This is a genomic window from Pseudomonas sp. 22072, assembly GCF_052046095.1.
Taxonomy (GTDB): domain Bacteria; phylum Pseudomonadota; class Gammaproteobacteria; order Pseudomonadales; family Pseudomonadaceae; genus Aquipseudomonas; species Aquipseudomonas paracarnis.
Genome location: NZ_JBQEQE010000002.1, coordinates 279,118 through 305,283 on the forward strand (window position 1 = coordinate 279,118; position 26,166 = coordinate 305,283).

Annotated in this window: 27 protein-coding genes, 1 tRNA gene and 1 pseudogene; 13 read left to right on the plus strand and 16 right to left on the minus strand. The window is 59.5% G+C overall.

Going from position 1 to position 26,166, the window contains the following annotated elements; all coding sequences use genetic code 11:
- Positions 1–12: 12 nt before the first annotated feature.
- The 3 genes from sctC to ACTJLA_RS03435 all read left to right on the plus strand — a co-directional run bounded on the left by sctC (position 13) and on the right by ACTJLA_RS03435 (position 2,703).
- On the plus strand, positions 13–2,151 hold the full coding sequence (gene sctC, locus ACTJLA_RS03425; protein WP_440840643.1) for a type III secretion system outer membrane ring subunit SctC: 2,139 nt from the start codon (positions 13–15) through the stop codon (positions 2,149–2,151).
- Positions 2,148–2,351, plus strand: a complete 204-nt coding sequence (gene hrpT / locus ACTJLA_RS03430; RefSeq protein WP_054897139.1) for an HrpT family type III secretion system protein — start codon at positions 2,148–2,150, stop codon at positions 2,349–2,351. The genes sctC and hrpT overlap by 4 nt, the downstream gene beginning before the upstream one ends.
- A 94-nt stretch (positions 2,352–2,445) precedes the next feature.
- Positions 2,446–2,703, plus strand: coding sequence for a transcriptional regulator (locus ACTJLA_RS03435; protein WP_332873873.1), 258 nt, complete (start codon positions 2,446–2,448; stop codon positions 2,701–2,703).
- On the opposite strand, the gene sctU is transcribed toward ACTJLA_RS03435, so the two are convergent.
- From sctU to ACTJLA_RS03490, 11 genes are read right to left on the minus strand one after another with little or no spacing between them, the layout of a single operon-like run.
- Complete coding sequence (gene sctU, locus ACTJLA_RS03440) at positions 2,704–3,801, minus strand: type III secretion system export apparatus subunit SctU (protein WP_034128095.1); 1,098 nt, start codon at positions 3,799–3,801, stop codon at positions 2,704–2,706. It abuts the gene before it with no gap.
- Entirely contained in the window at positions 3,798–4,586 is a 789-nt protein-coding gene (gene sctT / locus ACTJLA_RS03445) for a type III secretion system export apparatus subunit SctT (protein WP_054897140.1), read from the minus strand. Before sctT ends, sctU begins: the two co-directional genes overlap by 4 nt.
- A 9-nt stretch (positions 4,587–4,595) precedes the next feature.
- On the minus strand, positions 4,596–4,859 hold the full coding sequence (gene sctS, locus ACTJLA_RS03450) for a type III secretion system export apparatus subunit SctS (RefSeq protein WP_034128097.1): 264 nt from the start codon (positions 4,857–4,859) through the stop codon (positions 4,596–4,598).
- 7 nt (positions 4,860–4,866) lie between these two features.
- Positions 4,867–5,523 (minus strand): type III secretion system export apparatus subunit SctR, encoded by a 657-nt coding sequence (gene sctR, locus ACTJLA_RS03455; RefSeq protein WP_034128098.1) that lies wholly within the window; start codon positions 5,521–5,523, stop codon positions 4,867–4,869.
- The gene (locus ACTJLA_RS03460) at positions 5,520–6,533 is read right to left on the minus strand and encodes a FliM/FliN family flagellar motor switch protein (RefSeq protein ID WP_440840644.1); all 1,014 of its coding nucleotides are present in this window, start codon (positions 6,531–6,533) and stop codon (positions 5,520–5,522) included. The genes sctR and ACTJLA_RS03460 overlap by 4 nt, the downstream gene beginning before the upstream one ends.
- A 2-nt stretch (positions 6,534–6,535) precedes the next feature.
- Positions 6,536–6,991 (minus strand): type III secretion system HrpP C-terminal domain-containing protein, encoded by a 456-nt coding sequence (locus ACTJLA_RS03465; protein WP_054921804.1) that lies wholly within the window; start codon positions 6,989–6,991, stop codon positions 6,536–6,538.
- On the minus strand, positions 6,988–7,416 hold the full coding sequence (gene sctO, locus ACTJLA_RS03470) for a type III secretion system stalk subunit SctO (RefSeq protein ID WP_054921802.1): 429 nt from the start codon (positions 7,414–7,416) through the stop codon (positions 6,988–6,990). The genes ACTJLA_RS03465 and sctO overlap by 4 nt, the downstream gene beginning before the upstream one ends.
- Positions 7,403–8,761, minus strand: a complete 1,359-nt coding sequence (locus tag ACTJLA_RS03475; RefSeq protein ID WP_034128102.1) for a FliI/YscN family ATPase — start codon at positions 8,759–8,761, stop codon at positions 7,403–7,405. The genes sctO and ACTJLA_RS03475 overlap by 14 nt, the downstream gene beginning before the upstream one ends.
- On the minus strand, positions 8,758–9,663 hold the full coding sequence (locus tag ACTJLA_RS03480; RefSeq protein ID WP_054897143.1) for an FHA domain-containing protein: 906 nt from the start codon (positions 9,661–9,663) through the stop codon (positions 8,758–8,760). Before ACTJLA_RS03480 ends, ACTJLA_RS03475 begins: the two co-directional genes overlap by 4 nt.
- 37 nt (positions 9,664–9,700) lie before the next feature.
- Positions 9,701–11,794: a type III secretion system export apparatus subunit SctV gene (gene sctV, locus ACTJLA_RS03485; protein WP_054921797.1), complete on the minus strand. Its 2,094-nt coding sequence runs from the start codon at positions 11,792–11,794 to the stop codon at positions 9,701–9,703.
- A complete protein-coding gene (locus ACTJLA_RS03490) occupies positions 11,791–12,846 on the minus strand; it encodes a TyeA family type III secretion system gatekeeper subunit (protein WP_096144145.1) in 1,056 nt (351 codons plus the stop codon). The genes sctV and ACTJLA_RS03490 overlap by 4 nt, the downstream gene beginning before the upstream one ends.
- A gap of 263 nt (positions 12,847–13,109) precedes the next feature.
- Between ACTJLA_RS03490 and ACTJLA_RS03495 the strand changes: the two genes are divergently transcribed.
- The 6 genes from ACTJLA_RS03495 to ACTJLA_RS03520 all read left to right on the plus strand — a co-directional run bounded on the left by ACTJLA_RS03495 (position 13,110) and on the right by ACTJLA_RS03520 (position 17,565).
- On the plus strand, positions 13,110–13,661 hold the full coding sequence (locus ACTJLA_RS03495) for an RNA polymerase sigma factor (protein WP_034128106.1): 552 nt from the start codon (positions 13,110–13,112) through the stop codon (positions 13,659–13,661).
- 235 nt (positions 13,662–13,896) lie between these two features.
- Positions 13,897–13,973, plus strand: a tRNA-Met gene (locus tag ACTJLA_RS03500).
- A 128-nt stretch (positions 13,974–14,101) separates the two neighbouring features.
- Positions 14,102–14,881 (plus strand): PhzF family phenazine biosynthesis protein, encoded by a 780-nt coding sequence (locus ACTJLA_RS03505; protein ID WP_440840645.1) that lies wholly within the window; start codon positions 14,102–14,104, stop codon positions 14,879–14,881.
- A 38-nt stretch (positions 14,882–14,919) separates the two neighbouring features.
- Complete coding sequence (gene ggt / locus ACTJLA_RS03510) at positions 14,920–16,749, plus strand: gamma-glutamyltransferase (RefSeq protein WP_440840646.1); 1,830 nt, start codon at positions 14,920–14,922, stop codon at positions 16,747–16,749.
- A gap of 194 nt (positions 16,750–16,943) precedes the next feature.
- On the plus strand, positions 16,944–17,264 hold the full coding sequence (locus tag ACTJLA_RS03515) for a hypothetical protein (RefSeq protein WP_056786992.1): 321 nt from the start codon (positions 16,944–16,946) through the stop codon (positions 17,262–17,264).
- Positions 17,251–17,565: a helix-turn-helix domain-containing protein gene (locus ACTJLA_RS03520; protein WP_019817027.1), complete on the plus strand. Its 315-nt coding sequence runs from the start codon at positions 17,251–17,253 to the stop codon at positions 17,563–17,565. The genes ACTJLA_RS03515 and ACTJLA_RS03520 overlap by 14 nt, the downstream gene beginning before the upstream one ends.
- Before the next feature lie 22 nt (positions 17,566–17,587).
- Here ACTJLA_RS03520 and ddlA read toward each other — a convergent pair whose 3' ends face one another.
- On the minus strand, positions 17,588–18,685 hold the full coding sequence (ddlA, locus tag ACTJLA_RS03525; RefSeq protein WP_440840647.1) for a D-alanine--D-alanine ligase: 1,098 nt from the start codon (positions 18,683–18,685) through the stop codon (positions 17,588–17,590).
- Between the two features lie 162 nt (positions 18,686–18,847).
- Here ddlA and ACTJLA_RS03530 point away from each other — a divergent pair, with 162 nt between their 5' ends.
- On the plus strand, positions 18,848–19,657 hold the full coding sequence (locus ACTJLA_RS03530; protein ID WP_440840648.1) for an AraC family transcriptional regulator: 810 nt from the start codon (positions 18,848–18,850) through the stop codon (positions 19,655–19,657).
- Between the two features lie 108 nt (positions 19,658–19,765).
- On the opposite strand, the gene ACTJLA_RS03535 is transcribed toward ACTJLA_RS03530, so the two are convergent.
- The 4 genes and pseudogenes from ACTJLA_RS03535 to ACTJLA_RS03550 all read right to left on the minus strand — a co-directional run bounded on the left by ACTJLA_RS03535 (position 19,766) and on the right by ACTJLA_RS03550 (position 22,147).
- The gene (locus tag ACTJLA_RS03535; protein ID WP_072446965.1) at positions 19,766–20,341 is read right to left on the minus strand and encodes a flavin reductase family protein; all 576 of its coding nucleotides are present in this window, start codon (positions 20,339–20,341) and stop codon (positions 19,766–19,768) included.
- Between the two features lie 60 nt (positions 20,342–20,401).
- The gene (locus ACTJLA_RS03540; RefSeq protein WP_370712620.1) at positions 20,402–20,833 is read right to left on the minus strand and encodes a methyl-accepting chemotaxis protein; all 432 of its coding nucleotides are present in this window, start codon (positions 20,831–20,833) and stop codon (positions 20,402–20,404) included.
- A gap of 108 nt (positions 20,834–20,941) precedes the next feature.
- Positions 20,942–21,718: pseudogene (locus tag ACTJLA_RS03545) on the minus strand (PAS domain-containing protein); the annotation flags it as partial.
- A gap of 96 nt (positions 21,719–21,814) precedes the next feature.
- Positions 21,815–22,147 carry a DUF2790 domain-containing protein gene (locus ACTJLA_RS03550; protein WP_014716799.1) on the minus strand — a complete coding sequence of 111 codons (333 nt, stop codon included), beginning with the start codon at positions 22,145–22,147 and terminating at the stop codon, positions 21,815–21,817.
- Between the two features lie 226 nt (positions 22,148–22,373).
- Between ACTJLA_RS03550 and ACTJLA_RS03555 the strand changes: the two genes are divergently transcribed.
- The 3 genes from ACTJLA_RS03555 to ACTJLA_RS03565 all read left to right on the plus strand — a co-directional run bounded on the left by ACTJLA_RS03555 (position 22,374) and on the right by ACTJLA_RS03565 (position 26,092).
- Positions 22,374–23,693, plus strand: a complete 1,320-nt coding sequence (locus ACTJLA_RS03555; protein WP_054921782.1) for an OprD family porin — start codon at positions 22,374–22,376, stop codon at positions 23,691–23,693.
- 336 nt (positions 23,694–24,029) lie between these two features.
- The gene (locus tag ACTJLA_RS03560; RefSeq protein ID WP_032893695.1) at positions 24,030–24,704 is read left to right on the plus strand and encodes a heavy metal response regulator transcription factor; all 675 of its coding nucleotides are present in this window, start codon (positions 24,030–24,032) and stop codon (positions 24,702–24,704) included.
- Positions 24,701–26,092, plus strand: coding sequence for a heavy metal sensor histidine kinase (locus ACTJLA_RS03565; protein WP_072446962.1), 1,392 nt, complete (start codon positions 24,701–24,703; stop codon positions 26,090–26,092). The genes ACTJLA_RS03560 and ACTJLA_RS03565 overlap by 4 nt, the downstream gene beginning before the upstream one ends.
- Positions 26,093–26,166 lie beyond the last annotated feature (74 nt).

Sequence of the window (26,166 nt, forward strand, 5' to 3'; positions counted from 1 at the left end):
AGAGACTTTCCCATGCCTGATAAAAACGACAAGCACAAACGCTTGCGCCCTCACGTACCTGCTTTTACTCCCCGCGCCGCCTGGTGTTGGCTCATTTTGCTGCCTGGGTGGCTGCTACCACTGGATAGCGCGCTGGCCGCAATACCTCCTGAGTGGAAGAACACGGCCTACGCTTATGAAGCCCAGCACAAGCCAGTGCGCGAAGTGTTGGAGGATTTTGCCCAGACATTTGGTACTCAGCTCCAGGTCGAGGGCCTGCTCGAAGGTAACGTCAACGGCAAGATACGCGCAAATACGCCGCAATCATTGCTCGACCGGTTGGGGGTCGAACACCGTTTCCAATGGTATATGTATAACAACACCCTCTATATCAGCACCCTGGACCAGCAAGAATCCGCGCGCCTGGAAGTCTCCTCCGAGACCATCGCGGACCTCAAACAAGCGCTGACCGATATAGGCTTGCTCGACAGTCGTTTCGGCTGGGGCGAGTTGCCGGAAGACGGTGTTGTGCTGGTCTCCGGCCCGAAGGTTTATATCGAACAGATCAAGCGCTTCAGCAGCCAGCGCCGTTCTACGGATGAAAAACAGAGCGTGCTGAGCTACCCACTGAAATTCGCCAGCGCGGCGGATCGCCAAATGGAATACCGCAACGAAAAAATCATCATCCCCGGTGTAGCCACCATGCTACGAGGGCTCCTGGAACCGCGCTCACCCTCATCGTCTTCGGCGCAGTCTCAACGCTCCATCACCCAGCCCCCGTTCATCACACCGGTGGTGCCACGCTTGAGCAACCCGTTGCTGGGGCAAATGCTCGGCTCCACGCCGACAACCGGGTTGAACGACTCGACCGATACGGGCATGTCAATCACCCGGCGGGGCCCCCTCAGCCCTGCCCGTATCCGCGTCGAAGCCGACTTGCGCAATAACGCCATCCTGATTTATGACGTGCCGGAACGGCAGGCAATGTATCGCGAACTGATCACCCAGCTCGACGTGGCACGCAAACTGGTGGAAATCGATGCCATCATCCTCGACATCGAGCGCACGCAACTGCGCGAATTCGGGGTGAGATGGGGCTTTCAGAACAGTCGCTTCAGTGGCGCAGCCAACATGATTTCCGGCAACGCTCAGCTGACAATTGAAAACCGCGGTCGTTTCGACGCGGAGATACGCGCGCTGGAAGCCAAGGGCCTGGCAACCATGGTGTCCAATCCGTCAGTCCTGACACTGGAAAACCAGCCAGCGGTAATTGATTTCAACCGGACCCAATACCTGACTCGCGGTCGGCAGAACGCTACGATTTTACCGATCACCGTGGGTACCAGCTTCCAGGTCGTGCCCCGCGTCATCACGAGCCGTGGTGGCCATCAGATTCAGCTGTTGGTAGATATCGAGGACGGTAACTTCGAAGAGGCCAACCCTACTCCCGGTAGCTTCGATGTACGCCGAGGCAAAGTCAGCACCCAAGCCATCATGGCCGAAAAACGTTCGCTCGTGGTCGGTGGTTTCCACGTCACCGAAAGCACCGACAAGCACAGCAAAGTACCCCTGCTGGGGGATATTCCGCTGTTGGGCAAGGCGTTGTTTTCCTCCACTGAACGACAGAACAATCGGCGCGAACGTCTATTTATCCTCACGCCACGCGTTATCGGCGACCAGACCGACCCGTCACGCTACCTGCCCCAGGCAGACCAGGTCGAATTGCAAGCCGCTCTCACCCCCCTGGCCAGGCGCTACGACCCTCACCAGCCAGTGATCAAGCGCAGCGACATTATCAGTACCCTGGCGCACCTGGTCACCGGGCAAGTGCCCAAAGCCTTCAAGGTAGCGCCGATGCCCCTGGGGCTGAACACCTTGTGCAGTACCCGCAACTTGCTGGCGCTGAACACCGAGCGCAGCCAGTGGTACGCCGGCCCGCAGTACAACGTAGCCGTGGTGGTGCTGCGCAACCAGTTCAATCGCAATGTGCGCATCGACGAAAAGGAATGCAGTACTTCGCAAACCCTGGCCGTGAGTGTCTGGCCCCGCGCCTGGCTCAAGCCGGGCGAGGAAGCAGAAGTGTTTATCGCCATGCGCCCGGTGGTCAAGGATGAACACATCAGCGTGCCCCGTCCCTCCCTGATCACTCCAACTCAAAAGGCCAAGCCATGAAACATCGCTCGCTGTACGTCACCCTGATCGGCGCGGCGCTGCTCGTCGCCGGTTGTACGCCCACCTGCAAGGGCGACTCCTGCTCACGTCCGCAATCGTCCAAGGACAAGCTGGTGATTTGGTGGCCTTCACAAACGCGCGTCGAACCCGGCCCTGCCGGAGAGCGTCCGGACTATCAGACGGTGTCGCTGGAACGATGAGCGCCCAGGGAACCCCGGCCGATGAACGCCAGGTCTTCCTCGACAGCCTGGTGGGNCCCACCTGACGCTTGGCCCGGGGGTAACAGCCAGCAACATGCAAGCCGGAACCCGTCAGGGTCTGGCCCTGCACGTGGCTCGCGAGGCGCTGCAAGCTTCACAATTGCAGAACGCGCTGGAGCGGCGTTTCGAGCAGGCCGTGGCATTCGATGGCTGCTTTATCTACATTGACGCACAGGACGCGCTGGTGATCTGGCATGCACTGCCCCCACAGCCCAACCTGCTCGACAGGCTCCTCAGCCGAATGTTGTCGTTGGCCAACCTTGAAACCCTGGATGCGCGTACCCGGCGCTGATCAACGCAGATCAAGCTCCGGCAATTCCAGGGTTTCACGCTTGGCCTCATCATCAAGCTCGCGCAGGGTGCGGTAGATCAATGCCACGGCCTGCAGGGTTTCACGAGGAATTGTCGCCCCCAGCTTGTTCGTATACAGCGTACGGGCCAGCCACACGCACTGGATCACCGGTACATCAGCCGCTTTGGCGCGAGCGATCAACGCACGGGCGTCATCATCAGTCCCTTTGCTCACCAGCAGGGGCAGCGGCGTTTTGCCGGGGCGGTAATACAAGGCCACGGCAAAGTGCGTCGGGTTGACCACCAGCATATCGGACTCCTCCAGCTTGGGCAGCTTGACCTTCGGCTCCTCCTGGGCCAATTGCTGTGCCAGGGCGCGGCGCTGCCCCTTCACGTGGGGATCGCCCTCCATGTCCTTGTACTCTTTCATGACCTCGACCTGGGTCATGCGCATGCGCTTGGCAAAGAAGTATTTCTGCATCGCCAGGTCGATAAGCGCCAGCACCAGCAATAACCCGAGACAGGCATGCAGCAGATAGCGGAACAGGGCGATCAATCCCAGGAGGTAGCTTTGCAGATCGCTGGTGGCCATATTGATCAACGCCCCCAGGGAAGGCCAGATCACCACGTACAGGATCAGGCCCAGCAGTGTGGCCTTGACGATGCTCATCAACAGGTTCATTACCGACTGGGCAGAAAACATTTGCTTGAGTTGGCTGAGCGGGTTGAGACGATTGAAGTCGAGCTTCAAGGCGTCCGGCGCGAACAGAATCCCGAACTGCATCCAACTGCTGACCAGCTTCGTGATAATCGCCACCGCGGCCATCAACAGGGCGAAGGAGAAAAACAACATCAAACCTTCGACCATCACTTCTTCCAGCGCCTGCGGGAAAGGCAAGGACAGACGCGTGATCGGCAGCAGCATCAACTGCTGGAAACGTTGCAGGCTGCTCTCGGCGGTGAACAAGGCGATTTCGCTGATGGCTGTCAGCACCAGTAGCTTACCCACATCCTGGCTTTGGGCGACTTGGCCTTTCTTACGCTGATCACGCAGCTTCTTGGCTGATGCGGGGTGCTTCTTTTCCCCCGAATCACTCATGACAGCGAGACCTTGAAGAACACGCCCAGGGAGTGCTTGAGGTCTTTAAGCAAGCCCATGCGCCCGACGATCAGATCCTGCAGCAACGCAAAATACAACAACAGCACACCGATACCCGCCAGGCTCTTGAGGGGCGGCGCCAGCGTACTCACTTGCAATTGCTGACTGTAGACCCCCAGCAGCGCGATGCCGAACTCCAGCAACAGCAGCACCGCAATAAAGGGGGCAGCGTAGAGCATCATGTGCGTGAAGGTATCGCCAAGCAGGCCGACAAATACATCGAACCCATCGGCAGCGGGCAGTGGAAACCACACCGTCGGTGGCCAGAGCAGATAGCTGTCCCAGATCACCTGCGTCAACGCCCCGAGGCCCATACTGGCCATCAGCAAAAAAATCGCCAATTGTTTGAACAGATGCCCGGCCGGCGTCGCGTCTGGCCCAAGCGAGGGGTTGAGCTGACCACCGGCCAAAGCTCCCCGCTGGTTATCCAACAACGCCCCGACCGACTCGAACAGCCAGAACGGCATCGACAGCAACACGCCCAGCAATAACCCCAGGGCCAACTCTTTGAGGACCAGCCCTCCGAGCATCAGCGCCGAGTGTTCCTGGCCCTCCAGCATGACATGAATGGCAGGTGCAGGCAGCAGTGCCATGACCACCACAATGGTATGCCGCAGCATGCCGCGTATATGTTGAAAACAGAATGCCGCCACGAGGAAAGCGCAGGGGTAGATACGCGCCATGGCGACCAGCAGGGAGGGCAAATACTCAAGATATAACAGCACAGGCAGACCTCAGTGCAGGGCCGATCGACCGATCATGTCAAAGGTCAAGTTCATCAACTGGATCAACTCCACACCGATCCAGCGACCGGTCATGATCAGGGTGATCCCCACTGCCACCAGCTTGATACCGAAGGGCAACGTCTGGTCCTGTACCTGCATCAGCGCCTGCACCAGGGAGGTCATGACCCCCACCACCACCGCCACGATCAGCGGCGGCGCCGTCAGCATGACTACCAGCAACATGCCCTGCTTGAACAGTACGATGGGTTCCATAGGTCACTCAGAGATAGGAAAAGAACAGGCTGTCGAGCAACCGCGACCACCCGGAGACCATCACGAACAAGAGCAATTTGAGCGGCAGGGAAATGGTCATGGGCGAGACCATTTGCATACCCAAAGCCAAGAGGAGATTGGAAACGATCAGGTCAATCACGATGAAAGGGATATAGATCAGGAAGCCGATTTCGAACCCCGCCTGCAACTGTGACAGCACAAAGGCCGGCGCCAGCAGGATCAGGTCCTCACGTTGGACCTCCTGCGCCATCTGCGCCGGCCACATGCGCATGGCATTTTCCAACAGGTGGGTAAGAATATCCGGGTCACTGTTGCGCAGCATGAAGGTGCGCAATGGTTTGATCGCCTCCATTCCCGTCTGTTGGAGTGCGCCTACGCTGGTCAGGTCCAGGGGCGACACCTTGACGATCTCGGCCATCTCATAACCTACAGGCGCCATGATGAACAGGGTTGCCGCCAGGGCAATACCATTGATGGCCATGCCCGGAGGCACCTGCTGCACACCGATGGCATTGCGGGTGATCATCAGCACAATCACGATCTTCAGGAACGCCGTGCAGACGACCAACAGCATGGGCATCAACGACAGTGCCCCAAGAAATATTGCCAGGACGACCGGATCTATTCCCTGGAAACTATTCATCGAGAAAAGATCACGCGAGACATCTGCAGCCCCAGCCGCCCGTCCACTTCAACCAACTGGCCCAGGCCGAGGGGGCGGTCGCCGTAATAGAGACCGGCAGTGCCGGGGGCATAGCCGGCAACCCCCAACACCGCGCCGGGCGCAAGGTTGCGTAATTCGCCGAGGGTCAGGTTCAGCGTACCGCACCGTACATTGAGCGCCATGCTCAGCTCGTCGAATGGTTCATGCCCGAACACATCCATCACCGCTGTTTCATCCTCATGCTCTGAGTAGGGCTGTGTTGCAAAATCCTCATCCACAAACATATCCTCGATAGAAGTAAGGGTCAGGCGCATCGGCCCGGACTCAGCGTCGATCCAGCCCACCAGGCGCTGTTTGCCAACCTGCACGTGGCCGGCTCCCGACGCACTGAAAAAGGCTCGCTCAAGCACCAGCACGTCACCAGCCCGCAAGCCGCGCAGTTGGTGCATGGGCAACCGCAGGTGCCCAAGCGTTACGTCAACCGCCAGCCGAAACTGCGCCGGCATCGGCTCAGCCCTGGATCGCCACGGCCCCGCCTTGCATAGCGCCAGAAAGCTCTCGACAGACAGCCACAGATAGCCCGCCACGCGAGAGGCCCCAAGCGTCACGCAGAGTCGACAACCAAAGTTCATGGGGCGAGCGCCTGGCAGCAAACGCAGGTACCCAAACAACGCCTGCACCTGAGGGCTCAGATGATGCTGGAACAACTCCCAGAACCAGGCGTCCGGATCATTCCCGGCCTGCTCGAGCGTCACGGGGCATTCACCCATCAAGCTGAACTGTGGTCCTGGCTCACTGAAGGCCAAGACGCCACAGGCGGTTTCGAAGCAGAGCGGCTGGATGCCCACAGGAGCAGTACCAGGCTCCATTCTCAACTCGCCACTCGACCCAGCGACCTCGAACGGCATACACAATCCTTGCCCCAACCGCTGCCGGGCAGCCGCAATGTCGGTTTTGAATCTGGGAAGTATCAAAGGTGGCAGCATCATGCCTACGTCGATTTTGCCAGATACAAACTGACAGGCTGGCGCAGGCTCTGCGCCAACCGTTGCTCACATTGTTGGCGTACACCACTGAGCCAGTGCACCGTATTGTCTTGCTCTGCATGCAGCTCGACATTCCAGCCCCCCTGCTCCCGGCGGATACTGGCGTTGATCCGCCCCAGGCGGCCCAGGTGAAAAACAGCCATCAACGGCCATTGCGAACCAACGAGCATTCGCGGCGCCAACTGCTCGGTCAGTGCCCCGATCATGGCGACATCGCCCGAGGCTTTGATTCCGTTCAGAGACGCTCCATATCCCCCGCTGTCCTGGCCACCATCGTCAAACAACCGGGCGAACAATCGCCCTTGCTCCCAAGGCACCAGGGCACCGAATTCAGGTGCACGATCATCGCGAGACTCTCGCGGACGCTGACGTTCAGGCGGACTAACTGAAACCTGTTTCATATCGGCTCCTGCCTCAGTAACTCAGATAACTCTTGTATTTTTTCTACCTGGCGCAAGCACAAGGTGACGTGTTTCTGCGCCTGGCCGACCCGTGCCGCCCGCTCTTGCTGCTGCTCTTGGAGTTGCAACAATTGGCCTTCTTCACGCCGGGTACCCGCCGATAATTGCCGCTCCTTGGCACTCCAGTTTTTCAGCGCCTTGAATGTCACCACCTGCCCCTGGTGCTGACTCAACAGCTGCGCGCATTGCCGGGCCTCTTCCAGGCGGGTTTGCTCGAGGATTTCCTGCGCTTCCCGGATATGCGCGACCAGCGCTTGCTGCGCCCTTTTTGCCTCACGCAGCGCACGCTCGGCGCGGTCTGCACGGTGTCGGCGCAAACGTCGCAGGGTATCGATTTCAGCCGGTAACACTTCAGAATGGGACATGGGCGGTCAGCTCAGCCAATTGGTCCATGGTGGCGGCAAGCGGCGAAGGTTCGCGCAAGTCCTGGCGCAGAAAGCCATCTACCGCCTGCCGACTGTCAACAGCCAGGTCGGTGAGTGCATCGTTGCCGGGCTGATATTCCCCCAACTTGAGCATCAGCTCGATCTGCTGGTAAGCCGACAGCAAGCGTCGTAGCGCCGTGCCGGCACGGATATGCACGGGCTCGGCAACATTGCTTAGAATCCGCGAAAGGCTGGCCAGGACATCGACCGCCGGGTAATGGCCGCGCTCGGCCAGCTTGCGCGACAGGACGATATGACCGTCGAGCAGAGAGCGCACCTCATCCGCTACGGGATCGTTCATGGAGTCCTGTTCGATCAACACTGTATAGATGGCCGTGATCACGCCTTCACGGGTCAAGCCGGCACGCTCCACCAGACGTGGCAGCAAACTGTAGACCGACGGCGGCAGACCACCGCGCCCCAAGGGTTCACCGGCAGCCAGGCCGATTTCACGTTGGGCCCTGGCAAAACGGGTCAGAGAGTCGATCAGCAACAGCACCCGCTGGCCCTTGCGCCGGAAACCTTCGGCCAGCGCAGTTGCCGTGAACGCGGCACGCGCGCGCTCCATGCTTGAGCGGTCGGAGGTTGCACACACCAACACGGCCTTGGCACGCAACTGCTCATCCAGTTCATGATCGAGAAACTCGCGCAGTTCCCGGCCCCGCTCCCCGATGAGACCGAATACGATCACATCGCACTCCACGTTACGGGCGATTTCGGCCAACAAGGTGGTCTTGCCACAACCGGCTCCGGCAAACAGCCCGACACGCTGGCCCTCCCCCAGGGTCATCAGGCCATCAATCGAGCGCACCCCCGTAGCCAGTGCGCGGTTGATCCGCGGCCGTTCGGTAGGAAGAGGCGCCTCGCATAACACTGTGGTCGCCCCAGGGGTGTCCGCTTCCACGAACGCGCTCACACCATCGCCCGCAATAGGGCGGCCAAAACCATCCAGCACCTGCCCCAACAACTCATCACCGACCCGGACCTGATGCGGAACCCCCAACCGCTCGACGCTGGCGCCTACACGCACGCCTTCAAGGTTGCCCAGGGCACTGAGCACCGCATCGCGCTGATCGAACCCGATGATCTCGGCGAGCATGTAGTCGCCCGGCCCTTTTTCGACTTTGCATAGGTCACCAATACGTGCCTGCGGCAACCGGCACTGCAGCAGCATGCCGTTCACGCGCTGGATACGACCGAGCATTGTCACCGGCGCGAAACTGCTCAACGCCTGTGACTGGTTCAGTTGCCAGGCCTCCAGACGCTCCTGCAGCGACCCCTTCACCAGCCCACCTCATAGCGTTGCTCGCCGTCAAAAACCACTTTGCTGTTATCGATCAGAACCAGGCGCAGGCCATCCACTTCATCACCCACGAATAAGCGGCTTCCTTCCTCCAGCACCACGTGGCCATTCGGGCCACCCACTATCTGCGAGATCTTGAACGGTAACCTGCCTTCGCGTACCCGTACGCGACTGAGCACCGGCACCACAGTGTCGAATTGCTCGGCAAAACGGTCGAGCATGCGCGCAATCAGTTCCACTTCATCCTGGGAAACAACACCATTGAGGGCAATCTGACCATTGACGATCTGCAAGCTGACGCGCTGGAGCAATTCACGTTCGTTGAGCATCTTCATGAGTTGCTGACGCACCTCAGCGGGTGAGTCCAACCCGGGTTTCTGAATGACCGCCGGCATCAGCGATGCCTGGGCCTCACGCTCACCGCTGAAGATAATGCCGACCGCAGCGATGATCACGGCGCATAGCAGAACCAGGCTGACCAAGCGTTTTTGCTGCAACAAGGGAATGGAAGACAGCGTCAGCGGCAATGGCGCCTGGGGAAAGGGCTCCGTTGCCGGCCGGGGCGGCTTGAGCACCGATGCCTGCCGCCAAGGATGATCGGCAGGGCAGACACACAAGCTGACGGGGCCAATCATAAACGGCGTGTTGAGTGCCAGATCGCCGATCTGCGCCAACATTTGCCCATCGCCGTTTTTTAGCAGCCCCGCTTCAGCCTGCACCGACCAGCGCCCTTCGAGCAATAGCAGGCGCGCGTGGTGCTCGGCGATACCTGGATCATCCAGCAAGAGATCAGCGTCCGCGTTGGCGCCAAGGCTCCACTGCTCACCAAACAGAGGCAGCGCAGCCCCTTGATGCAAACCATCCAACACTCGGAGTTCGAACATCAGTACGTCCCCCCGTACTCTGCAAGTAGCGCTGTGTTCATGCCAATGTCCCGTGCATCAACTCATCCTGGCCAAGGTCAAAACGCCCCAGCACCTTGACCTTGGAAGTGCTCCCCAGCTCGGCGAAAGACAACACCGGCACATGGTTGAACTCCTCAAGCAACAAGGTGCGCAAGGGGCTGCGCAAATCCTGCGCCACCAACAACACACTTTTTATTTTTGCCCGTGCGCTGAAGGCCTGGTTGAGCAGGTTGACCAGCGCAGCGCTATTGTCGCCGTCGAGTGCAAAGAACACCCCGGTCTGGGTCTGGCGCAGCGCCTCGCGCAGGATGTTTTCGGTATGCGGTGACAACAGCCAGGCATGCAGCCCATCGGCCTCGCTGTACTGGTGGTAGATCTGCGACTTGAGGGCAATGCGCGCATAGTCAGCCAGTGCTTCCGGCTCGCGTTCGTGCTGGCCATATTCGATCAGCGATTCGACAATCAACCTCACGGCCCGCAGCGGAACCCCTTCGCTGGCCAGGCGTTGCAGCACCGCCGAAAAGCGCGAGATCGGCATGATGCGTTGCAGTTCCTGCACCAGCTCGGGTTGGTTGTTCTCAAGCCAACTGAGGATCGACTTGCTCTCTTGAATCCCCAGGAACTGCGGCCCGCTGAGCATCATCGCCTTCTTCATGCGGTCGACGATCAGGCTCGTCGCCGTGAAGCGCTCCAACTGCGCGTCATTGAGCAGTGGGTCGTCGGGTGGCAGCCAGAGCCAATCCTGTTCATTGCGCTCGGCCAATCCCGGTACGCCATGCTCAGGCTCAACCGTCAGGGCGCTGCGCTCCACGGCAACGTGCTGGACCACCGACGCCTTGACCATGGGTACCTCATGGACGCAGAAGCGCATTTCATCATCGTCCAGCGAGTCATCGATCTCGACTTCAAACGGCGGCAACGTCAGGCCAATATTGGCAACCAGGGAATTTCGAACCTGACGGATTCCGTGAATAAGATCGGTCACCTCAGGCGTGCCGCGCAAAGCCGAGGGAAACTGCAGCAGATAGGGCCGGGACGGATCAAACCCGCGCAGATCCTCTTTGCCATTTTCTTCAGGCCGCACGGCTTCGACGGCTTCGGCTTCTGGCTGCGCTTCACGTCGGCGCCGACGGTCGAGGTAATAACCCAAGGCGCCGGTCATCATCGCCAGCAGAATAAACACCAGGGTCGGCATGCCAGGCACGATCGCAAACACCAGCATGGCCACCGAGGCGATCATCCAGCTCTTGGGCTCACTGGTCATCTGGCGTGCGATCTCGGCGCCCATGTTCGTGATGCCCTTGCGCCCTTCCGGCGCCACGCGGGTAATGATCATGCCGGCGGTGAGAGAGATCAACAGCGCCGGTATCTGCGCAATCAGACCATCGCCAATCGTCAGCACCGAATACAGCGCCATTGAATCGGCGGCACTCAAGCCGTGTTGGAACATACCTGTGGAGAAGCCGCCCAACAGGTTGACCACAACGATGATCAACCCCGCGATGGCATCCCCCTTGACGAATTTCATGGCACCATCCATGGCCCCGAACAGCTGACTCTCGCGGGACAACTGCTCACGCTTGTCCCGCGCTTGCACGCCGTCAATCAAGCCGGCACGCAAGTCACTGTCGATGGACATCTGCTTGCCCGGCATTGCGTCCAGGCTGAAGCGCGCCGCCACTTCGGCAACCCGCTCAGAGCCCTTGGTGATCACCAGAAAGTTGACCAGGGTCAGGATCAGAAAGATCACCATCCCAACAGCCAGGTTGCCGCCCACTACGAAATTACCGAAGGCCTCAACGATATCGCCGGCGTCCTGTTCGAGCAGGATCAAGCGCGTCGTTGCGATCGACAACGCCAGGCGGAACATGGTGGTCAGCAACAAAATCGACGGGAAGGAAGAGAACGCCAAAGGCCCGGGCAAGTAAAGCGCCAGCATGATCAGCAGGCAGGCAATACAGATATTCAGCGCAATCAGAATGTCCACCAGCCAGGTAGGCAGCGGCACGATGAAAATGAACACAATGGCCATGATCACCACGGCGCCCAAGACCTCGGCACGCTGCGCCACCTTGAGCAGTACACCGTTGAGGGTGGACAGCACGCTCACGCCAGGATAGTCGAATTAGGAAAACCAGGGCGTATGCCTTCGAGGCGGGCAAGCTCGTCCATCACCAGCAGAAAATTGTGCAGCGCCTCTTGGCGTGATTTGCTATCCGGCCACAAGGCCTCGGGCAACTTTTGAAACAACTTATAAAGCGCATTGAGAGACACGAGTTTTGATGTGCTGGCCCCCATATCTTCAGCCAGGCGCATGACTTCATTTGTCACGATGCCGGTGTCTGCATAACCCAGCATGCGTCGCAGCAGGCTTACCGCATGCATTTCGATTGCAAGGTTCTGAATCAGCTCACGACAGCTGCATAACACCCCGCTCAATGCGCCGCATTTGCCCAGTCCTGTCAGCAAGGTGCGCAACATTGCCGTAGGGACGGAGGACACATGGGCGGCAATGTCGGCCGTCAGGGCGCTGGACATCATTTTCAACCCATGTGCAAAACGGTCGTCACTGTAGATGCCGAGCAGCGCGTGCATCATGGTCGCCAGGGATTGCCGTGTCACCACACTGGCGTAATAGAGCGCGCGCAGCGCCTGGAGCTCTTCTGGATCGCCACTCTTCTTATGCAAGGCCATGGCAATATTCAGGCCCGCCTGGATCTCCCCTTTGAAGCGGATCTCCAACTTGGCAATTGCATCCCGCGCCAGGTCGGCTTCGGAGTTGCGCACGTCGGCCTCGGCCTGCCCGCACACCGCCTTGAGTACCACGAAGGTGCGTGCCGGATCACCGCCAGTGAGCCCCAGCAATGTATCGATGCTGGGTTGCGTGAGTAATTTCTGCCTGATTCGACGTACTACCGCGGCAAAGCTTTCCTGGGCCGGATGCCCCAACTGCTCATAGAGCTGCGCGAGCACCTGGACAGGAGGCACACGCACGTCAATTACACGCTTATCCAACGTACGACTGCTGGATTCCACCTCCTGACTGAAGTGCAGAGAAAGATCATCGACACCTTGGCCTGGCTCAGGCTTGGCGGCCGGGCTAGCGGTGGGGAGTTCCACTCGCGGGGTCATTGGCACTTCGTTGGTAGATTCGACTTTCATGGGCAGGCCAGTACAGGAAGAGAGTGTCCATATGTGGTCAGGCCCGCCCAGATGGTTCCACTGAAACTCACTCATCCAACAAGATGAAAAAACCCGCACAGGTCCCTGGTGCCTTTTGCAAATTACTGCACAAAAACACCGCGACCATAACGTATTTATTTATATAAATCATATATTTACACAGTAATTCTCCTTTGGCACAGGCAGTGCAAAAGAGGTAACCGCCGAAACTATTTCGACTGCGTCTACCTTAAGGAAAAATCATGAATATCCCTATTGAAGCCCTCGTTCACCTTGGTGGCAGTTCGCCTCAATTCATGCTCCATCTGACAGACGATCAACAGAAAAAACTTCGCCGTTTCATTCACAAACGGGTCCTGAACCCGGAAGACGCGGATGATCTTTTGCAATTGACTTACCTGGAGGCCTGGCGCAATCGCGAACGTTTCAGTGGTACCGCGACACTCAGCACCTGGATGTGCGGCATCGCACAGAACCTGATCCGCAATCACTTCCGGCGCCTGTATGCCAAGCCTGCACATTGCGAATTCGACGAGTCGCTGTGGCATGGCCATGAAGAAAACCACAGCCTGGACTGGGAGTTCGAAGTCAACCGGCGCTTGGAAAATACCCTGAGTGCGATTGACCACTTGCCGACCGAGATGCGCAGAACGCTGTACGCCTCGCTGGAAACCGACGGCAGTTACCAGGACACCGCCGACGTACTGGACATTCCTATCGGCACCGTGCGCTCGCGCCTGTCACGGGCCCGCGAACAGCTCAAGCGCGTCACCCACACCCCACTGCATCGGTAAGTTGAGTTAGCCAGTCATGTGTTGGGCGACAGGGATATCTGCCCAACACTGTCGGACATGGCCTGCGAGTAAACCTTCGAAAACGCCAAGCGCTTCCACTCCCCTCATCCACAACGCATTCGTCACCGCCCGTCGCCAAAACTAGGGCTTTGGCTTAAACAGTTGAAAGCGTAGAAAAAAATTCAACAAAAACGCTTGACGCATTGCCGTTCCAAGCGAATAATGCGCGCCACTTGGCTACATAGCTCAGTTGGTTAGAGCATAGCATTCATAATGCTGGGGTCCGGGGTTCAAGTCCCTGTGTAGCCACCAAGTACTAAAAACGGCTTACCGAAAGGTAGGCCGTTTTTTTATGCGCGCAAAAAAACCCCTAACTGTATTTTGACGCCCCCCTACCCCACTGTTAGTGTCCAGCCTCCCCTGAACACGGAGTGCCCACGATGCAACTGGACATCTACCAAGTCGACGCTTTCAGCCACCATCCCTTCGGCGGCAACCCGGCAGCAGTGTGCCCGCTCACCGAGTGGCTGCCCGACGAGCAACTGCAGCAGATCGCGGCCGAGAATAATCTTTCGGAAACCGCGTTCTTTGTACCCCGTGGCGAGTTCTATGAGTTGCGCTGGCTCACGCCGGAAGTTGAGGTAGACCTGTGCGGCCATGCCACGTTGGCAGCCGCGTGGGTATTGATTCACAAGTTGGCGGACGCCCCGCAGGTTCTGCGCTTTGCCACCCGTAGCGGCGAGTTGCGGGTAACGCGCAACGGCGATGAGCTGGCGATGGATTTTCCGGCAAAGAAACCCGAACGCTGCGAGCCGCCCCACGGCATGTTGAGTGCCCTGGGGCTTGAAACCGCCGAGGTGTTTGGCACCGACGACTACATCGTGCTGGTGGAAGATGAAGCACAGGTGGCGGCTCTCACACCGGACTTTGCGCGGCTCAAAGGCCTGCCTAAACGCGGGGTTGCGGTGACCGCTAAAAGCACTCGGTTTGATTTTGTCTCGCGCTGGTTCGGCCCGAATGTGGGCGTCAATGAAGACCCGGTTACCGGCTCGGCGCACACCTCGCTGGCACCGTTCTGGGCCGAGCGCCTGGGCAAGTCGCAATTGAGCGCCGAACAAGGCGGCCAGCGTAAGGGCCAGTTGCGCTGTGAACTCCAGGGTGACCGGGTGATTATTTCCGGCAAGGCCGTGCTGTACATGCAAGGCACAATTTACCTGTAAAAAACGCAGTAGCCCAAGGACCACAGCACCTTCTCAACATGAACGGAGTTCAGCGCGTGTTTTTGATTTCCTGCCGCAGCCTGACAGTCATCGCCGCAACCCTGGCCCTCGCAGCCTGCCATACGCCCGTCAACGAACAGCCTCCGGCGCCAGAGCTGGGTTCGGGCTATCGCACCGACCTGAGCACCCGCCACGCCGAGCGCCATATGGCCGCCGCCGCCAACCCATTGGCCGCTGAAGCCGGGCGTGAAATGCTGCGTCAAGGCGGCTCAGCCATTGATGCGGCGATTGCCATGCAAGCGGTATTGACTCTGGTGGAACCGCAGTCGTCCGGCATCGGCGGCGGTGCATTCATCATGCTGTGGGATGGACAACAGGTGCAGGCTTATGACGGCCGCGAAACAGCACCGGCCGGGGCGACAGAGCGTCTGTTCCTGAAGGCCGACGGTACGCCGATGGCGTTCACAGACGCGCAGATTGGCGGCCGCTCGGTGGGCACGCCTGGGGTATTGCGCGCCCTGGAGATGGCGCACAAAAAGAGCGGCCACCTGCAATGGGCCAAGCTGTTCGAGCCGGCAATTCGTCTGTCGGAGCAAGGCTTTGCCATTTCCCCACGCTTGCATAGCTTGATCGCCGCTGACCGCTTTATCGCGCAATCACCCGACATGGCGGCGTACTTCCTGAATGCCGATGGCTCGCCAAAAGCCACGGGTACACGATTGAAAAACCCGGCACTGGCCGCGGTGTTCAAGCGCATCGCCAAGGAAGGGCCGGATGCTCTATACCAAGGCCCGATTGCCGATGAAATCGCACGCAAGGTACAGGGCCATCGCAATGCCGGCAGCCTGTCCCAGGCCGACCTCAAGGGCTACGCCGCCAAGCAGCGCGCACCGCTGTGCACCGACTACAAACAATGGAAGGTCTGCGGCATGCCACCGCCGTCCTCGGGCGGGATTGCCGTGGCGCAGATCCTGGGGACATTGCAGGCGCTGGAAACCCGCGACCCACGCCTGGCCATCGCCCCCATGACACCGGTCAAGAGTGTTTCGCCGGCCGGGCTTGAGCCGACACCCGAGGCCGTGCACCTGCTCGCCGAAGCCGGGCGCCTGGCCTTTGCCGACCGCGCGCTGTACGTGGCCGATGCAGACTTCACCCCCGTCCCGGTCGCCGGCCTCGTCGCGCCAGGTTACCTGGCACAACGCGCCACGCTGATCGGCGAGCGCAGCATGGGCATCGCCAAGCCCGGCCAACCCGCCGGTATTCAGGTGGCGTACGCACCAGACCGCTCGCCGCTGCGCATCTCCACCTCACAGGTGGTGGCGGTGGACGACCAGGGCGGCGCCGTGTCGATGACCACCACGGTTGAAGCAGCATTCGGCTCTCACGTGATGGTCCAGGGCTTTTTGCTCAACAACCAGATGACCGACTTCTCGTTCATCCCCGCAGAAAACGGCCAGCCTGTGGCTAACCGTGTACAACCGGGTAAACGCCCACGCTCGGCCATGGCGCCGACCCTGGTGTTCGACCGCAAGACAGGCGAACTGCTGGCTACCGTCGGCTCCCCCGGCGGCTCGCAGATCATCGAGTACGTGAGTAAATCCCTGGTGGCCATGCTCGACTGGAAGCTCGACCCGCAGGCGGCCATCAGCCTGCCTAACTTCGGCAGTCGCAATGGTGCTACCGAGTTGGAAGCTGGGCTGTTCAGCCCGGCGCTGAAACAGGTGCTCAAGGACAAGGGCCACGCCCTGAGCGAGATCGAGATGACCAGCGGCGTGCAGGCCATCGTGCGCACACGGGATGCCCAGGGCAAGGTGACGCTCAGTGGTGGCGCTGATCCTCGGCGTGAAGGTGAGGCGTTGGGTGATTAAGGTGTTGATCTATCCGTACAGGCTTATAAAAAAAGACCTGCAACCTTACGCCTTAAATCCTACGCGGAGCGCCAGAACTCAAAGTGCCATGTCATCTTTTGCGATAAAAACCTTCTTGAGCAGCCCCATCTCACCTGCGATTTTCTGGCCCGCCCTTTCTTGCCAGAGGCTACGTCAAAGACGTAGAATTTCGCGTGCTCACTCTCATAGAATCTCCTCTATTCAGCAGGCAATGGCCTGACTATTGGACTGAAGATGAAAAAGGTATCTTCATGGCGTTTCTCGCCAGCCATCCTGATGCTGGAAATGTCATCCCGCGCTCGGGAGGTTGCCGAAAGATACGCTGGAGCCTGGAGGGCCGGGGTAAAAGTGGATCAGTGCGGGTCATCTACACCACACAACTGGAGTGCGGAGCAGTCGTCGCGCTACTGATTTATGGCAAGAGCGCCACGGAGAATATTCCGGCACATATCCTGTACAAAATCGCAAAGGAAATGAACCATGCCACTCACTGATAAAGAACTGAAGGAACGTGACGCCAAACGCAATATAGGCGAAGAACTACTCACAGCCATTCAGGATGTCAAAGCGGGACGTTACGGTGCCGTGCAGCACGTTGAGGTCACTCAGGCTGCCGAAGCAAGAAGCAAGACAGGGCTCTCACAACCCAAATTTGCCGAGCTTCTGGGCGTGTCAGTAAGAACCCTTCAAGAATGGGAGCAAGGGCGTCGCGCACCTTCCGGAGCAGCACGTTCGCTACTGCATATTGCGGCCATAAGGCCGGACGTTTTTCGCGAAGTACTCAGTAACGCCTGATCGCGTTACTGCTTCGGGCCAATCACTGGCGGTTGATCTTCAAGCCCTTGCGCCCCGCATGCCGCTCCAGCGCCAGCTCGATCAACCGGCTCACCAGCTCGCTGTAGCTCATGCCTGCCGCCTGCCACAGCTTGGGGTACATGCTGATGCGGGTAAAACCGGGCAGTGAGTTGATCTCGTTGATCAGTACTTCGCCGTCCTGCGTCAGGAACACATCCACCCGCGCCAACCCGGCGCAGCCCAACACTTCAAACGCCTCAATGGCCAGGCTGCGGATCCGCTCGCTGGCGTCATGACTGATCGCCGCCGGCACCACCACCTGGGCGGCCTGGCCATCGATGTATTTGCTGTCGTAGGAATAGAAACCACTGCTCACCACGATCTCGCCACAACCACTGGCGATGGGCTCGTCATTGCCCAGCACGGCGCATTCGATCTCACGGCCCTGGACGGCGGACTCCACCAGCACCTTCTCATCAAACCCCCACGCCAGTTCAACGGCAGCGCGGTACTCGGCTTCGCTGCCGACTTTGCTTACCCCCACCGACGAACCCTGGTTGGCGGGCTTGACGAACATCGGCACACCGAGCTTGCCAGCGGCCGTTTCAAATGAGGTGCGCGCCGCATTAGCTCGCGTAAGGGTGATGAACGGCGTGACCGCAATACCCGCGTCGCGCAGCAAGCGCTTGCTGATGTCTTTGTCCATGCACACCGCCGAGCCGAGCACGTCGGAACCGACGAAGGGCAAGTCCGCCATACGCAGCAAGCCTTGCAGGCAACCGTCTTCACCGAGGGTGCCGTGAACAATCGGGAAGATCACGTCGATGTGTTCCAGCATGCCCTGCCCGGAGGTTTCCACCACTTGCTGGCTGGCCTTGCCGGGCACCACGGCCAATTCACGGTTGGACTGGTTGAGGGCGATGAGTGCCGGGTTTTCCTGGTTGAGCAGAAAGTTCGAGGTGTCATTGAGGTGCCAGTGACCGGCCTTGTCGATACCGATCAAAACCGGCTCGAAGCGTGAGCGATCAAGGGCATCGACAATGTTGCGCGCCGATTGCAGCGAGACCTCATGCTCAGCCGAACGGCCACCAAAAATAATCCCTACCCGCACCTTGCTCATGACCCGGCCTCACTGTTGAAAGTAAGGCTTCTTACCATGGGTGGTTAGCGATTCGCTACCCGATGTGCATTGCCCCACACCTGCACAATCGTACAAGACCCCAGCAGACAACCGGTGCAGACTCAGTTAACGTGTTTCCACTTCCTTTTGTGACAAGTCACCATGGGCAACTCCATCCACTCCCTCGACTGGCTGCACCGCGCGCCCCACGCCAGTGGCCTGGACCGTATCGAGGCGTACTTTGCCGGCTTCGCCTTCGACCCTCATCGCCATGACACGTACGCCATCGGGCGCACGTTGTTCGGCGTACAGAGTTTTCATTATCGCGGCGGCACAACCCACAGCCTGCCCGGCACCACCATGGTGATCCACCCCGATGAAACCCATGACGGTCGCGCTGGCAGCGACGAAGGCTTCAAGTACCGGATGATCTATGTGGAGCCGGCGCTGATCCAGCAGATCCTTGGTGGGCAGCCGTTGCCGTTTATCCCCGGCGGCTTGTCCACCGACCCACGGCTGCACCGCGCCAGCGAAGTGTTGCTGCAGAGCCTGGATTGCCCGATAGACCCGATGCAAGAACAAGACGCTATGTTCGACCTGGCCCACGCGCTGAGCGCTGCGTCCGGGGCCCTCATTCGCCGTAAATCCTTCGACTACGTCGCGGCCGAACGCGCCCGTGAATTCATCCACAGCGCCCTGGGCCGCAGCATCACCCTGAATGAAATTGCCGACCATGCCGGCCGCGACCGCTGGGCGTTATCGCGGGATTTTCGTCTGTTGTTCGGCACCAGCCCCTACCGCTACCTGACCATGCGCCGGCTGGACCTGGTGCGCCACTTATTGGCCCAGGGCCAATCGTTGGTGGATGCGGCGATGACCGCAGGCTTCACCGACCAAAGCCACATGACCCGCCAATTTCGCAGCACCTACGGCATGCCGCCATCGCGTTGGGTGAAAATGCTCGGACGCTGAGTACTGGGTTGGACTGTGGGAGCTGGCTTGCCTGCGATGCAGACACCTCGGTACATCAGGTACACCNAGCCAGTTCCCACAGTTGATCTTCGTGGCTTTGCGCCTCTGTCAGAGCTGGCGCCCGACAATCGGTTGGCCAATGGCCAGGAAATTCCCGCCCGCCACATGGTGCAACGTGCGCAGTTCATCATGCCCTTCAAAATGCCAGCGGCCCTCGCTGAATACCCGCTCATCAGCATAGGCCGCGACCACTTCGCCCAGGAACAGGTCATAGGCCTGCTGATTATGCGGCTCGGGCAGCAAGCGGCATTCCAGCCAGGCCACGCAGCCTTCCAGCATCGGCGCCTCGGTGTGCTCACCGCTGAAAGAGTGCAGGCCGTAGGCTGCGAATTTGTCGGTTTCAACGCCGCGGGTATTGCCCACCGTCTGCACCAGATCAGCCTGCACAACACAAGGCACCTGCAGCACAAAAGTGCCGGCGCCTTCAAGTAGCTGGCGGGTCCAGGTGGCCTTGTCGAGCACCACCGCGACTTTCGGTGGTTCGAAATCCAACGGCATGGCCCAGGCAGCGGCCATGATATTGCGCTGGCCGTTGTGGGCTGCACTCACCAACACGGTCGGCCCGTGGTTGAGCAAACGGTAAGCCTTGGACAGTGGTACGGGGCGACGGAACGTAGGGCTCATGGTCGATCAGCTCTGCAAGCGATAAAAGACCTACGATACCTCAAGCACAAGCCCGACAGGTCAGCTCGACAGCTGATTGGCAAACTGCCCGACCGCACTCACTACTTTTTGCGCACCGTCCTGAATCTCGACGATCACGGTACCCGCCTCCGCCGCCAGGGCCAGGCCCTGCTCGGCTTGCGCACGACCGTCGGCCATCAAGGCCACCGCGTCGCGGGCCATGTCCTGGTTCTGGCGCACTACACCGACAATTTCCTCGGTGGCTTTGCTGGTACGTGACGCCAATTGCCGTACTTCATCGGCCACCACCGCAAAGCCACGCCCCTGCTCACCGGCACGCGCCGCTTCGATGGCGGCGTTGAGCGCCAAAAGGTTGGTTTGCTCGGCAATGCCGCTGATGGTCTTGACGATGCTGCCGATCACTTGGGACTGGGCATTCAACGCCTCGATGCCTTCACCGGCCTGCTGCATGTGCTGGGCCAGGTCGCGCATCACGTCCACGGCCTGGGTGACCACAGTGGTACCGCGCTGGGCGCTGTCGTCGGTTTGCAACGAGGTGCTGTAGGCAATATTGGCGGCCTCGGCCACCGCCTGCTCGCGGTTGACCTGGTCGGTAATGACCGTGGCGAACTTGACCACTTTGTACAACCGCTCATTGGCGTCCAGCACCGGGTTGTAGGTGGCCTCCAACCACACCAGGCGGCCGTGGCTGTCCACGCGTTTGAAGCGCGCGGCGACGAACTCACCGGCGTTCAGGCGCTTCCAGAACTGTTGGTATTCGGCACTGTTGTATTCCTGTGGTTCACAGAACATACGGTGATGTTTGCCTTCGATCTGCGCCAGACTGTAACCCATGGCGCCGAGGAAGCGGTCATTGGCGGTGAGTACATGCCCCTCCAGATCGAACTCGATCAACGCGGTAGAACGCATCAGCGCGGTGATCAGGTTTTCATGTTCACGCGAACTCTCGATGGTGCGAGTAAGGTCGCTGGAGAACATCGAAAACTGCTTGATGCGCCCCTCCGAACTGCGCACCGGCTGCACGATTGAGCGCAACCAGGCTTCCTTGCCATTGCCGCGCATAAGGCGCACGGCGCCGGCAAAGTGTTCGCCGCGGGCCAGCGCGTGCTTGAAGCGCAGCTGGAACTCGTCCTGGCGCACGTGGGCCGGCACCAGGTCTTCGATCGCGCGCCCGACAATCTCGCCCAGCGAGTAAGCCAGCTCCTGCAGGAAGTTGGCATTGGCCCACTCCACACGGCCTTCAGGGTCCAGTGTCAGGCAGAGCATTTCGCTTTCCAGGCTCTCTTTCACCTGGAGCAAGCTCGACAATTCTTCGCGCAGAGCGGTCAGCTCCTGCTTCAGGCGGGTATTGAACATGGGGCACCGTTAGGCAAGTGAGGTAGGTGTACTCACTTGCATCGGCGCTGCCGGGGTTTTCTGAAGAGCGCTTGAGCCCTGGGCCGAACTATATTTTCAACCGCCATTGTTACGGCATACGCCCATGACCTGATATTCCAGGGTATTGAGCTTGCCGCTGGAGTCTTCGTAGGTCATGCGCGACGGTACGGCGTTGCACGAGCGGATCGGCGGCGTCACGTTGACGACCTTGGCAATGTCCAGGTCCATGCCATAGCGGTACGCCTGGACCTCAGGCACCGGCTTGCCTTTTTTGATGGCGTACGCGGCCATGGCTTTCTCATTGCGCTCCATCATCAGGGCAAAGGTGCGGTCCCCACCCCCTTCGGCCAGTGCGCCAAATGACAACACAGCCGTTAATACAGCCAAACCTGCTTTATAAAAGTTCATCGCGGTTTCCTCGACTGAAAAGTTCAGTGTCGAGATTAACCAACCCACCCTGACGGCAGGTTCACCAGAACATTACTTATTTGTTAGATGGTCGTTAGTTTCCAGAATTGTAATGTGCAAGCCATGCAGTTGTTATCCGCCATTTGCAACTATCAGCCAGGGCCAGATCAATAAAAACGCCCGCCTCTATAAGAAGCCGATAACTGCCATCACCGAGGAGCGCATCATGAGCATTCGTCATTACACCCTTCCCTTTTCACTGATGGCTGCACTGCCCATGGCCGCCATGGCAGTGGAGGACAAGCCCGAGGGTTTTATAGAGGGCAGCCGCATCAACGTGCTGGCACGCAACTTCTACTTCAACCGCGATGACCGCAAAGGCCAGTCCAGCCCCACTGGCAATGGTTACTCCGAAGCCTGGGCCCAGGGTTTCATCGGCAAATTCGAATCCGGCTTTACCCAGGGCACCGTGGGTTTTGGCCTGGACGCATTCGCCATGTACGGCCTCACACTTGACTCGGGCAGCGGCCGCAGCGGCGGCAAAGGCTCGTTCGGCGTGCTGCCGGTGAACAGCGACAACCAGCCGGAAAACAGCTACAGCAAAATCGGCGGCGCGGCGAAACTGCGCGTGCTGGACACCGTGATCAAGGCCGGCGACGTGTTCCCACTTACGCCGGTGGTGGCCTACGGCGACTCTCGCCTGTTGCCCGAGAGCTTTCGCGGCGTCACCCTGCAAAACACCAGTCTGGAAGGCTTGAGCCTGCAAGGCGGGCGCCTGAGCGGCATGAGCCAGCCCAGTGAAAGCGGCATGAACAAAGGCTTTGCCACCTTCTATGCAGGCAAGGTCGACTCGCCCTGGATCGCCTACTTCGGCGGTGACTACCAGCTCAACAGCCATCTGGGCTTTAGCCTGTACAGCAGCCGCTTGAAGGACGCCTGGGATCAGTACTACTTCGGCAGCAATGCCAATTACGCATTGACCGACGACGTGTCATTGTTCGGTGACTTCAACTACTACAAGGCCGTGGACGAAGGCCAGAAACGGCTCGGCGAGTTCGACAACAACATCTGGAGCGCCAGGCTCGGGGTCAAGGTCGGTGCCCACAGCGTGGCCGTGTCGCACCAGCGTAACAACGGCGACGATGACTTCGACTACCTGCGCCAATCAGACTCGATCTTCCTCAATAACTCCATCCAGTACAGCGACTTCAACGCGCCCAAGGAGCGCTCATGGATGGTGCGCTACGACCTGGACATGCAAGCGTTCGGCATTCCCGGCTTGTCGTTCATGACCCGCTACGGCAAAGGCACCGGCGCCGACTATAGCAACGCCAATGCCGTGTATATGCGCCGCGATGCAGCGGGTAACCCCTTGACCGATCAACGCCGCTGGGAACGGGATATCGAGGCCAAATACGTGGTGCAAAGTGGGCGTTTGAAGGATTTGTCCCTGCGCTTGCGCCAGGCCACCGTGCGCTCCAGTGCGTTTGAATCAGACCTGGAAGAAGTTCGTCTGATTGCCGAATACCCATTGGTCGTGCTGTAGCCCTTACATTCGCTCGCGATTAACTAACATCTGATCACAAATAGCCAGTTATCAAAATTGTAATATTGGCCTCAGCTTCTCGTTAAGTGGAACTTTCTATACTCGCTTCAACTTATTCACCCGAGCACATTCATCTCTGAAGCTTTTGTGTAGCTCCTTTGGAAAGAGATGAATTTTTAACGCCCCGCTTGGGGCGTTTTTTTTGCCTGCGACACATGCGACCGACGGTCGCAGTTGACCCTAAAGCTACTTTAGCCTTCAGACTTTTCCCACTTCCGAACCCGCCGCCATAGGGACATGGGCGCCTTCTCTCCCCTAATTCAAGAGGTAACCCCCATGCGTATTCTTGTGGTTGAAGACGAGCAGAAAACCGCCGACTACCTGCAACAGGGCCTGAACGAAAGTGGCTATGTGGTCGACTGCGCCGCCAATGGTATCGACGGCCTGCACCTGGCCGGGCAACACGCCTATGAACTGGTGATTCTGGACGTGAACCTGCCGGGCAAGGATGGCTGGCAAGTACTGGAAGAATTGCGCCGCAACGGCACCCAGCGCGTGATGATGCTCACCGCCCGTGGCCGGCTGGCTGACAAGATCAAGGGCCTGGACATGGGCGCCGACGATTATCTGGTCAAGCCGTTCGAGTTTCCCGAACTGCTGGCCCGCGTGCGCACCCTGATGCGTCGCAGCGAGCACATTCCACAGCCGGAAGTGTTCCGCGTCTCGGACCTGGAACTGGACCCGCGCCGCCACCGCGCTTATCGCGGCACCCGGCGCATCGACCTGACCACCAAGGAGTTCGCACTGTTGCAAGTGCTCATGCGCCAGGCCGGCGAAGTGCTGACCCGCACACAGATTATTTCCCTGGTGTGGGACATGAATTTCGACTGCGACACCAACGTGGTCGAAGTCTCCATCAGCCGCCTGCGCGCCAAGGTGGATGACCAGAGCGAGGTCAAGCTGATCCACACTATTCGCGGCGTAGGCTACGTGCTGGAAGCGCGCCCATGAAGACCGGCAGCCTGTCGATGCGCCTGGGCCTGACGGTCAGCCTGATGGGCGCGGGCCTGGTGTTGCTGCTGGCGACCCTGGCCTACCTGGCCCTCACCCATGAGCTGGAAAAACTCGCGCGAAAAAACCTGGAAAGCAAGATGGAACAGATCCAGCACAGCCTGGCCCTGGGCCTGGACGCCCATGCCATCCGCGCCCGCCCGCACTCGCTGATGGACCTGGTGATCGGCCACGACAATTTCCACCTGACCATCGTCGGTACCGCGCCCGATAACAGCGTGCTGCTGAACGTCGGCAGCAAGCCCCAGGAACCACTGCTCACCGACTTCAAGCCACGGGAAACCCTGGGCTACCTCAATTGGGTCGACAGCTACGGCAACCAGGTACTCAGTGCCTCCAGCTTGATGCGCCTGGCCAACGGTGAACGTGTGCGGGTGCTGCTGTCCCTGGACCGCATGGACGACCAGGCATTGCTCAGTGCCTACCTGCGCGCCACGCTGATTGCGCTGCCGCTACTGCTGATACTGATTGGCATGGGCGCCTGGTGGCTGGTGCAACGGGGCCTGGCACCGTTGAAGCAGTTCAGCCAGGTGGCGGCGAAAGTCACCACCCAAGACCTCACCCATCGCTTGTCCGTGGACAACCTGCCCCACGAACTGGGTGAACTCGCCCACGGCATCAACGTGATGCTCGACCGCCTGGATGCCGGTGTGCAGCAACTCTCGCAATTCTCCGATGACCTGGCCCACGAACTGCGCGCACCCTTGACCAACCTCATGGGCAAGGCCCAGTTGACCCTGTCGCGTCAGCGCCCGCCGCAGGAATACAAGGCGGTGCTGGAATCCAACACCGAAGAACTCGAGCGCCTGGCGCGGATTGTCAGCGACATGCTGTTTCTGGCGCAGGTCAGCCACCCGGCGGCGCGGGCCTCATTCACCGAGGTGTCCCTGGCGCAGGAAGCCCAGCGCGTGATGGAGTTGTTTGCCCTGAGTGCCGAAGATAAAGGCGTCACCCTGAGCCTGCGCGGCGATGCCTGGGTGACCGGCGACCGCCTGATGATCCAGCGGGCGATTTCCAATTTGCTCTCCAATGCCATTCGCCACACACCCGAGGCCTCTACCGTGTTGCTGTTGGTGGAGACCTACGAGCAGAGCGTATCGCTGTCGGTGGGCAACCCGGGGCGAGGCATTGAAGCGCACCACCTGCCGCACCTGTTCGAACGTTTCTACCGCGCCGACAGCAGCCGTACCCGTGCCGAAGGCGGCACCGGGCTGGGGCTGGCCATCGTGAAATCGATCATGCATTTGCATCAGGGGCATGCTCATGTCACCAGCCAGCCTGGGCGTTTTACGCGGTTCAGCCTGGTGTTTCCTTCAAAGCCAGCCTAGGCCCAATGTAGGAGCGAGCTTGCTCGCGAAAAACGTCAACGATAACGCGTGTTTCCTGAATAAACGCGGCGCCT

Bases quoted from the DNA above. Each gene is read 5' to 3' on its own strand.
- sctC (WP_440840643.1), top strand. From the start codon at position 13: ATGCCTGATAAAAACGACAAGCACAAACGCTTGCGCCCTCACGTACCT.
- hrpT (WP_054897139.1), top strand. From the start codon at position 2,148: ATGAAACATCGCTCGCTGTACGTCACCCTGATCGGCGCGGCGCTGCTC.
- ACTJLA_RS03435 (WP_332873873.1), top strand. From the start codon at position 2,446: ATGCAAGCCGGAACCCGTCAGGGTCTGGCCCTGCACGTGGCTCGCGAG.
- sctU (WP_034128095.1), bottom strand. From the start codon at position 3,801: ATGAGTGATTCGGGGGAAAAGAAGCACCCCGCATCAGCCAAGAAGCTG.
- sctS (WP_034128097.1), bottom strand. From the start codon at position 4,859: ATGGAACCCATCGTACTGTTCAAGCAGGGCATGTTGCTGGTAGTCATG.
- sctR (WP_034128098.1), bottom strand. From the start codon at position 5,523: ATGAATAGTTTCCAGGGAATAGATCCGGTCGTCCTGGCAATATTTCTT.
- ACTJLA_RS03460 (WP_440840644.1), bottom strand. From the start codon at position 6,533: ATGATGCTGCCACCTTTGATACTTCCCAGATTCAAAACCGACATTGCG.
- ACTJLA_RS03465 (WP_054921804.1), bottom strand. From the start codon at position 6,991: ATGAAACAGGTTTCAGTTAGTCCGCCTGAACGTCAGCGTCCGCGAGAG.
- sctO (WP_054921802.1), bottom strand. From the start codon at position 7,416: ATGTCCCATTCTGAAGTGTTACCGGCTGAAATCGATACCCTGCGACGT.
- ACTJLA_RS03480 (WP_054897143.1), bottom strand. From the start codon at position 9,663: ATGTTCGAACTCCGAGTGTTGGATGGTTTGCATCAAGGGGCTGCGCTG.
- ACTJLA_RS03490 (WP_096144145.1), bottom strand. From the start codon at position 12,846: ATGAAAGTCGAATCTACCAACGAAGTGCCAATGACCCCGCGAGTGGAA.
- ACTJLA_RS03495 (WP_034128106.1), top strand. From the start codon at position 13,110: ATGAATATCCCTATTGAAGCCCTCGTTCACCTTGGTGGCAGTTCGCCT.
- ACTJLA_RS03505 (WP_440840645.1), top strand. From the start codon at position 14,102: ATGCAACTGGACATCTACCAAGTCGACGCTTTCAGCCACCATCCCTTC.
- ggt (WP_440840646.1), top strand. From the start codon at position 14,920: ATGAACGGAGTTCAGCGCGTGTTTTTGATTTCCTGCCGCAGCCTGACA.
- ACTJLA_RS03520 (WP_019817027.1), top strand. From the start codon at position 17,251: ATGCCACTCACTGATAAAGAACTGAAGGAACGTGACGCCAAACGCAAT.
- ddlA (WP_440840647.1), bottom strand. From the start codon at position 18,685: ATGAGCAAGGTGCGGGTAGGGATTATTTTTGGTGGCCGTTCGGCTGAG.
- ACTJLA_RS03530 (WP_440840648.1), top strand. From the start codon at position 18,848: ATGGGCAACTCCATCCACTCCCTCGACTGGCTGCACCGCGCGCCCCAC.
- ACTJLA_RS03535 (WP_072446965.1), bottom strand. From the start codon at position 20,341: ATGAGCCCTACGTTCCGTCGCCCCGTACCACTGTCCAAGGCTTACCGT.
- ACTJLA_RS03540 (WP_370712620.1), bottom strand. From the start codon at position 20,833: ATGCGCGACCTGGCCCAGCACATGCAGCAGGCCGGTGAAGGCATCGAG.
- ACTJLA_RS03550 (WP_014716799.1), bottom strand. From the start codon at position 22,147: ATGAACTTTTATAAAGCAGGTTTGGCTGTATTAACGGCTGTGTTGTCA.
- ACTJLA_RS03555 (WP_054921782.1), top strand. From the start codon at position 22,374: ATGAGCATTCGTCATTACACCCTTCCCTTTTCACTGATGGCTGCACTG.
- ACTJLA_RS03560 (WP_032893695.1), top strand. From the start codon at position 24,030: ATGCGTATTCTTGTGGTTGAAGACGAGCAGAAAACCGCCGACTACCTG.
- ACTJLA_RS03565 (WP_072446962.1), top strand. From the start codon at position 24,701: ATGAAGACCGGCAGCCTGTCGATGCGCCTGGGCCTGACGGTCAGCCTG.